This is a genomic window from Aurantibacter sp. (genome assembly GCF_042094015.1).
GTDB lineage: Bacteria > Bacteroidota > Bacteroidia > Flavobacteriales > Flavobacteriaceae > Aurantibacter.
In genome coordinates this window covers 1-12,571 of sequence record NZ_JBELDZ010000066.1, presented here as the reverse complement: position 1 = coordinate 12,571, position 12,571 = coordinate 1, and the positions used below count along the sequence as shown (strand labels likewise).

The following is a 12,571-nucleotide window of genomic DNA, read 5'->3' as shown; positions in this document are numbered from 1 at the left end:
TATAGCAGTTCCACTTGGTGCATCTAATTTTTCTGTATGATGAATCTCCTCTAAGCTTACATTGTAATTAGATAAATTAGACATCATTTTTGCTAGTTGTTTATTTAACTCAAAAAAGATATTTACACCTAAGCTAAAATTTGAAGCATATATAAAAGCACCATTTTTTTCTTTTACTAAGTCTGTAATATTATTATAGTTATCTAGCCAGCCTGTGGTTCCAGATATTACAGGAATATTATTATTAATGCAATGCGAAATGTTATGAACTGCTGCATCAGGAATACTAAAATCTATTGCAATATCAGCATCAGTTATTTTGTAACCAGAACTTAATGAGGTTTTTATTACAATGGAATGTCCACGTTGTAAAGCAATTTTCTCTATGGTTTTTCCCATTTTCCCATAACCTAACAGTGCAATCTTCATAGTTTTTAAAGGTGAAGTTATTTGGGTTAATTTAAATTAAGGTTTAGTGTTAAGCCTAAGCGACCAACATTATCAAATTCTTCAATTTTATAATGTGGTTTTAAAGATAAATCATCGTTAACATTAAATTGCATTAAATGTGCATCTACATTAGCGTCTATAATATTTAAGGCGTAAAGTCCAATAGTAACTAAAAGTGATAGTTCTTTGTTTCTACGTAAAGTGTTTTGTGCTTGTAATAATCCATCATCAGTAAAGCGATCTTGAAATTCATCATCTTGAAAACCCGCAAGTCTACGTTTGTATGCATTTCTTACTTTTTTATAATCACGATTGTTTGTGGTGTAAAAATAAACTCCAGTTCCAATTGCAGCATATACAACAGGTATTTTCCAGTATTTTTTATTGTAAGCTTGTCCTAATCCTGGTAAAATTGCCGAATAAAACGCAGCTCTAGATGGACGTAAATGGTCTAGCTTCATTTTTTGTATGGAAGTAGAATCTTTTACAACAATAAGATCTTCGTTGTCTAAAGTTTGAACATCATCTGTTTGTGCTATCAATTTTATACTGAAGCAAAAAAGAAAAAACACAAAGTAAAGTGATTTATTTTTCACCTTCTACTAACTTTTTAATACGGTTAAAATCTTCTTCAGAATGAAAAGGAATACTGATTTTTCCTATTCCATTTTTTGAGACTTTAACTTCAATTTTATGTCCAAAAAATTCTGAAAATTCTTTAATTCCTTTCTTTATAAAACGTGGTGTTTCTTCAGTTTTATTTGCAGGAAGTTCTGTTGATTGTGTTGTGTTATAATTTTTAACTAATTTTTCTGTGTCTCTAACAGATAGTTTATTCGTTAAAATACTTTCGTAAATATCTAATTGATCGGCTTGGTTTTCAATATTAATAATAGCACGTCCATGACCCATAGAGATAAATCCATCTCTCATTCCAGTTTGGATAATTGGATCTAAACGTAATAAACGCAGGTAATTTGCAATAGTAGAACGTTTTTTTCCAACACGTTCGCTCATTTGTTCTTGTGTTAATTGAATTTCATCAATTAAACGTTGATAAGACAATGCAATTTCTATAGGATCTAAATCTTGACGTTGAATATTTTCCACCAAGGCCATTTCTAGGCTTTCCTGGTCGTTTGCTAATCTAATATAAGCAGGGATAGTTTTTAAGCCAATAGATTTACTTGCTCTGTAACGTCTTTCACCAGAAACTAGTTGGTAATTGTTTATGCCTAACTTTCTAACTGTAATAGGTTGAATAACACCAAGCTCTTTAATAGAAGATGCTAGCTCACGTAAGTTTTCTTCGTTAAAACTTGTTCTTGGTTGAAAAGGATTCATTTCTATCGAATCTAAATCTAACTCAACAATATTACCTATAACTTTATCTGCATTTTTATCTTGTGCCGATTTTATATCGTTACTTGGATCTTTTAAAAGTGCGGATAAACCGCGACCCAAAGCTTGTTTTTTTACTGCTTTTGCCATTTTTTAAGCGTTTTTTGTAATAATTTCTTTAGCTAAACTTAAATAGTTTTCTGCACCTTTACTACTTGCATCATAGTTTATGATACTTTCACCATAACTTGGAGCTTCGCTTAAACGTACATTTCTTTGGATAATGGTTTTAAAAACCATATCGCTAAAGTGTTTTTGAACTTCTTCTACTACTTGGTTAGATAAACGTAAACGAGAATCGTACATAGTTAATAAAAGACCTTCGTAATCTAAATTGGCATTATGTATTTTTTGAACACTTTTAATCGTGTTTAATAGTTTTCCTAAACCTTCTAGAGCAAAATATTCACATTGAATTGGAATTAAGACAGAATCTGCAGCTGTAAGTGCATTTAATGTTAGTAGTCCTAATGAAGGTGCACAATCTATAATAATATAATCGTAGTCTTTTTTTATTTCCGTCAATGCTTTTTTTAGCATGTATTCGCGTTCATCTTTGTCTACTAATTCAATCTCTATAGCGACTAAATCTATATGAGCAGGAATGATATCTAAATTTGGTGTTTCAGTACTAACAATTGCTTCTTTAGCTGTATTAGTATGTTCTAGAAGTTGATAAGTTCCAATTTCTACAGATTCAACATCTAAACCAAGACCAGAAGTGGCATTTGCTTGAGGATCTGCATCTATTAAAAGTACTTTTTGCTCTAGAACACCTAAAGATGCTGCTAGGTTTACAGATGTTGTGGTTTTACCAACGCCACCTTTTTGATTTGCAATTGCAATGATTTTACCCATTAAATCTTACGTTTTTGTAAACGTAAAAATACAATTATTTATGGGGAATGAAAATTGAAGTTGTTAACATTGTTTTAAAAAACAAAATCACTAAATGTTTAGTGATTTTGTGGTTTTTTTAAATAGAGAAATATTTTGTTATTCGTCTATTAAAATGTCTAAAAGTGTAATAGCAGCTTCTGCTATTTTTGTTCCAGGTCCAAAAACAGCTACAGCACCAGCATCGAATAGGTATTGGTAATCTTGTTTTGGAATAACACCACCAACAATAACCATAATATCTTCTCGTCCATAATTTTTAAGCTCTTCTATAACTTGTGGAACAAGTGTTTTGTGTCCTGCAGCTAAAGATGATACACCTAATATATGTACATCGTTTTCTACCGCTTGTTTTGCTGCTTCTTTTGGGGTTTGAAATAACGGACCAATGTCTACATCAAAACCAACATCGGCATAACCTGTTGCGACAACTTTTGCACCACGATCATGTCCATCTTGCCCCATTTTAGCAATCATTATCCTTGGTCTTCTTCCGTCTTGCTCTGCAAACTTATCGGTTAATTCTTGTGCTTTTTTAAAGCTTTCATCGTTTTTAATTTCTTTACTATACACACCAGAAAATGTTTTTATTTGTGCTTTGTATCTTCCATAGATAGTTTCTAAAGCATCACTAATTTCTCCTAAAGTAGCACGTTCTCGAGCAGCTTCAACAGCTAAAGCAAGTAAATTGCCAGATTTGTCTTTTGCAGCTTTTGTTAATGCTTTTAAAGTGGTTTCAACTTTTTCCGAACTTCTTGTAGCTTTAATTTTGTTTAAACCTTCTATTTGCTGTAAGCGTACGGTTTGATTATCTACTTCTAATGTAGAGATAGCATCTTCTTGATCTAAAACGTATTTATTAACACCAACAATTACATCTTGATTTGAATCTATTCGTGCTTGTTTTTTTGCAGCAGCTTCTTCAATTCTAAGTTTTGGTATTCCAGCTTCAATTGCTTTTGTCATTCCTCCAAGGTCTTCAACTTCCTGAATTAATTCCCAAGCTTTATCTGCAATGTCATTAGTTAAAGATTCTACATAATAACTACCAGCCCAAGGATCTACAGTTTTTGTAATATGTGTTTCTTCTTGTAAATATATTTGTGTGTTTCTTGCAATACGAGCAGAAAAATCTGTTGGTAAGGCAATAGCTTCATCTAATGCGTTTGTGTGTAAGCTTTGCGTTCCTCCAAAAGCAGCAGCAGCAGCTTCTATAGTTGTTCTAGCTACATTATTAAATGGGTCTTGTTCTGTTAAACTCCATCCAGATGTTTGGCAATGTGTGCGTAATGCTAAAGATTTCTGGTTTTTAGGATTGAACTGTTTTACCAATTTAGCCCAAAGCATTCTAGCGGCTCTCATTTTAGCAATTTCCATAAAATGATTCATACCAATTGCCCAGAAAAAAGATAATCTTGGTGCAAAAGTATCTATATCCATTCCGGCAGCTAAGCCTTTGCGTATATATTCTAATCCATCTGCTAAGGTGTAAGCCAACTCAATATCACAGGTTGCTCCAGCTTCTTGCATATGGTAGCCAGAAATTGAAATAGAGTTGAATTTCGGCATTTTTTCACTAGTGTATTCAAAAATATCTGAGATAATTTGCATACTTGGCGTAGGCGGATAAATGTACGTGTTACGCACCATAAACTCTTTTAAAATATCGTTTTGAATAGTTCCTGCTAAAGCTTCAGCTTTTACGCCTTGCTCTTCTGCAGCAACAATATAAAATGCCATAATTGGTAAAACTGCACCATTCATAGTCATTGAAACCGACATTTTATCTAAAGGAATTTGGTCGAAAAGCACCTTCATATCTTCTACACTATCTATAGCAACTCCAGCTTTTCCAACATCTCCAACTACACGTTCGTGATCACTATCGTAACCTCTATGTGTTGCTAAATCGAAGGCCACAGACAAACCTTTCTGTCCAGCTTCAAGATTTCGTCTATAAAATGCATTACTTTCTTCGGCAGTACTAAAACCAGCGTATTGACGTATTGTCCATGGTCTTCTAACATACATTGTACTGTATGGTCCACGAAGATTTGGAGCAATTCCAGCCGAAAAATCTAAATGCTGAAGGTTTTTAATATCGTCTTTTGTGTATTGAGACTTAATACTAATACCTTCAGCAGTTTCGAATTTATAAGGTTCTACTGTTTTTTGAACAGAAGATTTTAAGGTGATATTTTGAACGTTTTTTCTATTCATTACTTAATTCTTATTTTCTGAATGTAACTATTATAGTTGGTGTTCTTTGGAGATTTTATGATTACTGAAAAAGTTTTGTTGTTTGATGAAATTAAATACATATTATTGTATGTTACTGTTGAGCCATATGTTACTTTAAACAATGCCTTGAATACTTTTGTTTGTGCATTTAACGAGAATCCTGCGCTTATTTTTTTACAGTTTTTTCCAAAAGGATTAGTACTATTTTGACAATTAGCACTAAGCATTGCTAATAAGTGTGTTGAGTCAGTTTTATTAAAATCAAAATATGGAGACATTTTAATATCTACTTCAATAAGTTCCTCTTTGTTTATAAAGTGATAAATATTTCCGGTGCTTATTTTTTGAATATTAGCAATTTTAATGCGTTCTTCTTTATTTAAAATTCCAGGATTATTTTTTATAGAATTAACATATTCTTGATGTGAAATTTGTTTGAATTCTGATGGAAAAAACATATCAATATTGTCTTTTTCTAACTTAGAATAAGTTCCAATAACTTTGTCTGTTTGTTTTTCAACTTTTGAACTACACGCACTTAGACTAAGTGTAATAAAAAATATATTGATATATTTTATCATCATTAATGGTTATGACCTTCGTGTCCTGTAGCTTCTAATTTTTGTTTATCAGTAGATATTGGTCTTTTAGTAGGTTGTGGTGTTTTATTAAAATCAACTTTTTGATTCTCTATTGCTGGGGCAATTGGCGTTTTTAATTGACCTTCGTTTAATAGCATTAGGCTATTGTAATAATAGTCGAATGCTAAAATTCCTACTAAAGATTTGTCTGAAGCAAAACTATTTACATTATTTCTTAAAGTTGGTAATACAACACTAGGTCTTAGACTGTTAGCACTTCTTAAAGCCTCAAAAGATGTTTTTGTATTAGCGCTTTTAATACTGCTAAATAAGCAATTTGCTAATTCGCTATTATAAGAAAATACATTGTTTTTATAATGTGAAGATTGTTGTAATGCTTTAGCAATTTGTAAACTATGCTTAGACGCTACTTCTTCGATATTGAATCTATTACCTATTGTTAACCCTATAAAAGACGAGTATGCTCTTCCTCTGCCTTTATTATCTTTGTCATAAGCTTCATTTAAATCATTTTCAAAAGAATAAATAGCCTCTTTTATTAATTGGTCGTTTTGTATTTTGCAGTTGAAAATTTCTGGTTGATCTGAATACTTATAATCAACATTTATTTGTTCTGTTTGTTTACAATTAAAGAATGTAATTACTGTTGCAATTAATGTAAATGTTAATAATTTTGATTTCATTTTAAATTGTTTTTGGTTTATTATAAATTTATTCTTCTTTAAGTCTGTTTTGTTCGTAACCTTCGCTTAATCTTTTTTGTATTATTGGAACAATTAAAGTTTTACGTGGGTTTTGTTTTAAAAACGGAAAAAGTTCTAAATTATCGGCCATTTTATCGTTCTTGTTTTCAAACTTATTTGTTCCAACTAAGGTTGTTTTTTTAGTATCAAACAACTCTTGTTCTTTAACAGCGCTTCCTTTTATTTTTTGTTGAATTGTACCTCTAAATAGTGCATCTATATATCCATTAGAAGCTTCTATTTCTTTAAAAAGAGATAGGGATTTTTCTGAAAGCTGATGTGTTAAATTTTCTATATAATAACTTCCGTCAGAAGGATTATTAACTTCGTTAAAATAACTTTCGTTTTGTAAAACTAGAAGTTGGTTTCTACTAATTCTATTTCCAAAGGCATTGCTTTTATGATAAATAGCGTCGTACGGCTGATTAAAAATAGTATTTGCTCCACCAAGAATTGCACTCATGCATTCCGTAGTAGTACGTAACATATTTACGTTATAATCATAGAGTGTTTTGTTTCTGTATGATGGTGTTGCATTTATGTAAAGTTTTGTTTTAAATCCGTAAGAGTCAGATAGACTATTGACTAATTGTTTTAAGCTTCTAACTTTTGCGATTTCAAAAAAGTAATTACTTCCAATGCTTATGTTTATAAAGACACTTAGTGTTTCAGTTTTAAAAAGTGTTTTAAGTGTTGAATTATTTTCTATGAAATTAAAATATTCATTAAGGTGTGAAATTGTATATGCTAATTCCTGGGTAATTGTTGCTCCTGAATTTTGGTAAATCTCTGCCTTTATAGTAATTGATTTAGATAGAATAATTATTTTCTCTAAAGTTAAAAAATCTTCTGTTTTGGATGTAAACCAATTGCCATCTTTTGTTAATTGACCAATACAATCGTGATGTATTGTCACATTTTTATGATTTAAAATTGTTTTATTTTGTTCGAAAAATGTAACATCAAAAAATAAAGGCTCTATTTGAATTTCAATTTTTTCTAAATCTATATTTTTAGTTAGTTGTTTTAGAACTGTTTTTGAATTTGGAATAATAAATTTAAGCGAATTAGTTCCGTCCTCAATTGCTTTTATTGCGGCTTTATTTGATTTTTCAAGATCATTAACAAAAATAACTTCACCAATCAACCATTTACTATTGTTAGAATTTATAACAGGAAAGTGTTCTAAATCTTCTTTATTGTAAAAAGGTTTAACATCTATGCCTTCGGGAGAGTTCCAGATTAAAGTTTCATTATAATCTAATCCTTTTAAATCAACTTGTATTTTTTGTTTCCAAGCTTTTGCATTAACTGCCTCAAATTCAGAAAATAAATAGTTACTCATCTTTTTTAAGTTTTAAACTATCCTGATATTCAATAATATAAATGTCTTCTTTTTCTCGTTTCATATAGTAGGATTCGCGAGCAAATTTTTCTAATCCATCTTTTGTTTTAAGCTTTTTTAGAGCTTTTTTATCAGCAATAATTTCTTTATTATAATAATCTTTTTCTTCTTCTAAATCACTTATGTCATTGTTTAAATCTTGATGCATTAAAAATGAATTAGTGTCTATGAAAAGCATCCAAATTAGAAATACAGCAAAGATAATAATATATATGTTTTTGAAGTATTTAAGCATTCGTTTTCAGTTTCTCATTAATAATTGTTTTTACAATATCAACAGCAACCGTATTATACTTGTTGTTTGGTACAATAATGTCTGCAAACTCTTTTGTTGTTTCAATAAATTGTTGATGCATTGGTTTTAATGTATCTAAATAACGATTTAGAACTTCATCTAAATCTCTTCCTCGTTCAGAAATATCTCTTTTTAAGCGCCTTATTAAGCGCTCATCACTATCTGCGTGAACAAATATTTTTATATCGAATAAGTCCCTTAATTCTGGGTAAGTAAAAACTAAAATTCCTTCTACAATAACCACTTTTCTAGGAGTAGTAGTTACAGTTTCAGCTACTCTATTGTGTTCAATAAACGAATAGATAGGTTGTTGTACTGTCTTTCCTTCTTTTAAGTCTTTTAGCTGACTTAATAATAGTGGGAAATCTATTGAATTAGGATGGTCGAAATTTATTTTGGTTCGTTCCTCAAAAGTAAGATCGGATGTGTCTTTGTAGTAATGGTCTTGAGACAGAACTGTCACTTCATTAAAAGGTAATTCATTAATTATTTGATTAACAACGGTAGTTTTACCGCAACCTGTTCCCCCAGAAATCCCAATTATTAGCATATTGTGTATAGAAATTATTTGCAAACAAATTTAATATTAATAAACATAATATTAATGTTTTGTAGTTAAAATAAAAGTTTATATTTGCAGCTCTAAAAAAATGTATTTTAGTGAGGTAACTTTTCGGGGTGTAGCGTAGCCCGGTTATCGCGCCACGTTTGGGACGTGGAGGCCGCAGGTTCGAATCCTGCCACCCCGACAAAAAGCTTCAACATTATGTTGAAGCTTTTTTATTTTGACCCTATTATGATTAAATACCTGTGTTTATATTATTTTTTTGTTAATTTATTTGTGCTAATATTTTTAGTAAAATAAAAATATAAATTTTGATAAAGTTTAACAAAATTTACTAACTTGAAACCATAAAACAAATAAATAATATGGAAAAAATACTTCAAGTTAAAAGTGAATACAACTCATTAGACTCATTAAATAGTTTTTTGAATTCAGCATCGGATTTTCAATGTTCTAAAGAATACGATATTTGGGATCATAGAGTAGATGCAAGAGGTCAAATGGAGGAGTGCTTGGTCTTAAAGAAAAGTGGAATGCATGCAGCAAAAGTGTTTTTTACTAAAGAAAATGAGATTAAAGTAAATTATGTAATTCCTAATAAAATTATGAATACTTACTTTGGTAAAAGTGTTAAGGCTAGAAGGAGTATTGTAGATATTGTTGCAGAAACTATTACTCAGGCTGTTTTATCGACTCCACAAAAAAATGCATTTAATGAATTAACTCAAGTTGTTGAAAAAGCAGCACTTTAAAGTTATTACAGATATTTAATATGACTAAAAACTTAATACTAATTTTAATTATGTTTTTAGGATTAAGTAGTTGTGTTACATACAAAACAAAACCTTCGGATTTTACACCTGAAGGTTTTATTGTTTATAAAACAAATTTCGGAGATTTAAATAATGATGGCCAAGAGGATTGTGTTCTTATTATTAAAGGGACCAATAAAGATAGTCTTGTAGTAAATAGGTTTAATAATATAGTAGATAGAAATAATAGAGGTGTTTTAGTTTTGTTAAACTCTAAAGATAAATATCATTTGGTGTCTGAGAATTATGATTGTTTTTATTCTGAAAATGAAGATGGCGGGAATTATTATATACCACAACTAAATATTGTGATAGAAGAAGGAGAACTAATTATTGGTTTTGAGCATGGTAGATATGGTTGGTGGAATTATAAATTTAAATACATAGACTCTAAATTTAAATTAATAGAATATAAAAGTGTTAGTAGTTATAGTTCAACAACTTTAACGGAGACTCATATTAATTTTGTTATTAAAGAAAAACTGTTTAGCGAAAATATAGATCCAGATTATGAAAGTAATGAGCAAGTTTTTAAAGAAACAAAATCAAAAATTAGCAGCAGTGATTTAATTAACTTGTCAGATATAAAATCTTTTAAGGATTTAGATATGTCAATTTATTAAACGTTTCAAAATTGTACCTCTTAAAATAATTAAGTGATTATTGTTAATTATTAAATAATAGTGTAAATGAAATTAATATTAATAAAAGTAGTTTTCAGTTTTACTCTATTTTTAGGGTTTCAAGACGATTTATTTCCGGTAAACAAAACATTTGTCTCCAAAATTGGAACTTTATGCGAAGAAGTTGAAGGAGACGATTTTTGCGCAGGAAGCACTATTTTTTTAGTTTTAAAATTTAATAAAGAAACCGTTTTAGCTCAAGAAAAATATATTTCTACTTGTGATAGTGTATCAGTAATTCCAATAGGTGTTTTTAAGTGGAGATTATATCAACAAAACATTGTGCTAGAAAATACAGAAGGCACCTTTTTAGAAAACTTAAAACTAGAAGTTGTAAATGACGTTTTGTCTGGAAAAAGAAAAAATGATAATAATAAAATTATAAGTTATTTTACTTTTAAAGAAGTATTAAGCAAAACAAAGACTAAAAATTAAAACCAATAAATTATGATGGAATTTTTTAACCAATATCCAATAGCGAAACTAATTTTAGCAGGATTTGGAGTATTATATCTTTTAGATAAATATTTAGGGTTTAGTCCCATGGATAAGTTAATTAATCTTGTAGGAAGTAATTATAAGTTTAAAACGTTTAGTCATTTAAACAATCCTAAAATTCAAAAACTAATTGAAGACTTTAATAATAAAAATTATAGTAAAGTAGAAAGTACATTAAAATCTATGTCTGCAAGTTATAGGTCGTTTGGGTTTAAAAGTTTAGGAGAACACACAGATGTTAAGATATCTAACCAATGGATTGAAAAAGATGGTTCGCACTCACTTCCAAGAATTATTAAAGCATATCAGTTAATTCATGCAGGTTGGGAAATTAGAGGTAGAGGTTATATAGATTCTGTTTCGGAATCGGATTTAGCAAATTTTAAAGACCATTTAAAGCAAGCAGAGTATTTATTGATAGATATAAGTAAAACCACTAACGATCTTCAGTTAAATATAGCATCAGCTTTATTAAAAGTCTATAAATCTATAGATGTAGAGAGAGAAACTATTCACAATACGTTTAAAGATGCAGAACGTTTAAGTAGTAACGATGCAGAATTAAATTTCAACTATTTTTCTGCTATATCTCCAAAATGGGGCGGAACAGAAGATGAGTTAAACACGTATTTTAATGCATTAAATAACAAATCTGTTTTTATTCAAAATTTAATTAAAGCGCAATGTTATTTCGATTTAGTTCATATGGAAGAAAATGAAGATAAAGACGGAAAAATAGCAGCATTTGTAAATCAGCTTAAAAATGAAAGAGTAAACGATCAAGAGCTTTATATACATGAATTACATTTACTATTATATTGGATTTCTAATAATTTGAAATTAAAAGATTTAGAAAAACATTATAAGGCTCTAGTAAAACCTTATTGGGCAGATTAATTTTATCTAATACCTGGAAGGTTTATTAAAATGAAAAAAATGATAAGAGTTCTACTATTGCTTTTCTTGCTAAATGTTAATTGGGGATTTTGTCAAACAAAAGACACCATTACTGTAGCTTATCAAAGTGTGCAAAATTATGAAATGGAAGTTTTTCTAATTAAAAATAGAGTTTCTACAAGTAAACAAGATTTTCAAGGTAGCTATCATTTTGGCGATTCCGAAGCAGAATCTCAATTGAATATATTATTTAGTAATAATAAGTTATACGCAAGAACAGAATATGCAGATTGGGAAAGTGAAACTTGGGCATTAAAATCGGATAGACTTGATATTAGTTTCTCAAACGGAAAAGTTATTGTTGATAAAATACAATATCAATTAGCATCTTCAAATAACGAAAAAGGTTTGGTTTCACATTCTTATAATAATGAAGCAGATAAAATAATACATTATATACAGTTTAATCCAGATGGATTGTTAGAAAAACCAAAAGGACAATTTCCAGAAACAGGATTTGTAAAGCTAAACAGCAAAGATTTAAACCGTTTTTCTAAACACGAGCTAAAACTCATGCGAAACGAGTTGTTTGCAAGGCAAGGTTACTTATTTAAAAAAGGTGGAGAAATGGAAACCTATTTTTTAAAGCAAGATTGGTATGTGTCTATTCCAAAAACTAAAAACATAGAATTTAACATTATTGAAGCACATAATTTATCATTAATAAAAACATTAGAACAAGTAAGAATTAATCAAAAAGAAGAACTTCTTAATAATAAAGCAGCATTTAGAGATACACTTTTAATTAATTATAAGCAGCATAAAGAGCTTCTTAATATACTGAAATTAGTTCCAGAATATACTATGGATAGTTGGGAATGGTCAAAACAAGATAGAGTAAAAACAGTTGGTTTTATAGAACAACATAATTCTATAATAGACTCTACTCAGTTTTTTCATAATATAAAATACATAAAGCCAAACACTATTGGTATTCAAGTTGTAGATGGATTTTGGACGTTGTCAATTTACCAATATAATGAGAATAATTACTTTGTGGTTACTAACGATATAGTTGGAGA

The 12,571-nt window shown here is 29.4% G+C and carries 15 protein-coding genes and 1 tRNA gene; 6 read left to right on the top strand and 10 right to left on the bottom strand.

Annotated features, from left to right (window positions below; genetic code table 11):
- The 10 genes from ACFDSN_RS09600 to udk all read right to left on the bottom strand — a co-directional run.
- On the bottom strand, window positions 1-429 hold a 429-nt coding region (locus ACFDSN_RS09600), incomplete at its 3' end, for a 4-hydroxy-tetrahydrodipicolinate reductase (protein ID WP_375239633.1).
- A gap of 26 nt (window positions 430-455) precedes the next feature.
- Window positions 456-992 carry a DUF5683 domain-containing protein gene (locus tag ACFDSN_RS09595; RefSeq protein ID WP_375239632.1) on the bottom strand — a complete coding sequence of 179 codons (537 nt, stop codon included), beginning with the start codon at window positions 990-992 and terminating at the stop codon, window positions 456-458.
- Between the two features lie 43 nt (window positions 993-1,035).
- Complete coding sequence (locus tag ACFDSN_RS09590) at window positions 1,036-1,941, bottom strand: ParB/RepB/Spo0J family partition protein (protein ID WP_375239631.1); 906 nt, start codon at window positions 1,939-1,941, stop codon at window positions 1,036-1,038.
- Window positions 1,942-1,944: 3 nt separating this feature from the next.
- A complete protein-coding gene (locus ACFDSN_RS09585) occupies window positions 1,945-2,709 on the bottom strand; it encodes a ParA family protein (RefSeq protein WP_375239630.1) in 765 nt (254 codons plus the stop codon).
- Between the two features lie 138 nt (window positions 2,710-2,847).
- On the bottom strand, window positions 2,848-4,968 hold the full coding sequence (gene scpA / locus ACFDSN_RS09580; RefSeq protein WP_375239629.1) for a methylmalonyl-CoA mutase: 2,121 nt from the start codon (window positions 4,966-4,968) through the stop codon (window positions 2,848-2,850).
- Window positions 4,968-5,570 (bottom strand): hypothetical protein, encoded by a 603-nt coding sequence (locus ACFDSN_RS09575; RefSeq protein WP_375239628.1) that lies wholly within the window; start codon window positions 5,568-5,570, stop codon window positions 4,968-4,970. Before ACFDSN_RS09575 ends, scpA begins: the two co-directional genes overlap by 1 nt.
- Before the next feature lie 2 nt (window positions 5,571-5,572).
- Window positions 5,573-6,274, bottom strand: coding sequence for a hypothetical protein (locus ACFDSN_RS09570; RefSeq protein ID WP_375239627.1), 702 nt, complete (start codon window positions 6,272-6,274; stop codon window positions 5,573-5,575).
- A gap of 28 nt (window positions 6,275-6,302) precedes the next feature.
- Window positions 6,303-7,679 carry a methylmalonyl-CoA mutase subunit beta gene (locus ACFDSN_RS09565; RefSeq protein ID WP_375239626.1) on the bottom strand — a complete coding sequence of 459 codons (1,377 nt, stop codon included), beginning with the start codon at window positions 7,677-7,679 and terminating at the stop codon, window positions 6,303-6,305.
- Window positions 7,672-7,974, bottom strand: coding sequence for a septum formation initiator family protein (locus ACFDSN_RS09560; protein WP_375239625.1), 303 nt, complete (start codon window positions 7,972-7,974; stop codon window positions 7,672-7,674). The genes ACFDSN_RS09565 and ACFDSN_RS09560 overlap by 8 nt, the downstream gene beginning before the upstream one ends.
- Window positions 7,967-8,584: a uridine kinase gene (gene udk / locus ACFDSN_RS09555; RefSeq protein WP_375239624.1), complete on the bottom strand. Its 618-nt coding sequence runs from the start codon at window positions 8,582-8,584 to the stop codon at window positions 7,967-7,969. The genes ACFDSN_RS09560 and udk overlap by 8 nt, the downstream gene beginning before the upstream one ends.
- 124 nt (window positions 8,585-8,708) lie before the next feature.
- On the opposite strand from udk, the gene ACFDSN_RS09550 reads away from it, so the two are divergent.
- The 6 genes from ACFDSN_RS09550 to ACFDSN_RS09525 all read left to right on the top strand — a co-directional run.
- Window positions 8,709-8,783, top strand: a tRNA-Pro gene (locus tag ACFDSN_RS09550).
- A gap of 181 nt (window positions 8,784-8,964) precedes the next feature.
- Entirely contained in the window at window positions 8,965-9,351 is a 387-nt protein-coding gene (locus tag ACFDSN_RS09545) for a hypothetical protein (protein WP_375239623.1), read from the top strand.
- A 20-nt stretch (window positions 9,352-9,371) separates the two neighbouring features.
- On the top strand, window positions 9,372-10,034 hold the full coding sequence (locus ACFDSN_RS09540; protein WP_375239622.1) for a hypothetical protein: 663 nt from the start codon (window positions 9,372-9,374) through the stop codon (window positions 10,032-10,034).
- Between the two features lie 66 nt (window positions 10,035-10,100).
- The gene (locus tag ACFDSN_RS09535; protein WP_375239621.1) at window positions 10,101-10,529 is read left to right on the top strand and encodes a hypothetical protein; all 429 of its coding nucleotides are present in this window, start codon (window positions 10,101-10,103) and stop codon (window positions 10,527-10,529) included.
- A gap of 12 nt (window positions 10,530-10,541) precedes the next feature.
- Window positions 10,542-11,489: a hypothetical protein gene (locus ACFDSN_RS09530; protein WP_375239620.1), complete on the top strand. Its 948-nt coding sequence runs from the start codon at window positions 10,542-10,544 to the stop codon at window positions 11,487-11,489.
- 39 nt (window positions 11,490-11,528) lie between these two features.
- Window positions 11,529-12,571: YARHG domain-containing protein (locus ACFDSN_RS09525; RefSeq protein ID WP_375239619.1), on the top strand; the 1,043-nt coding region annotated here is incomplete at its 3' end.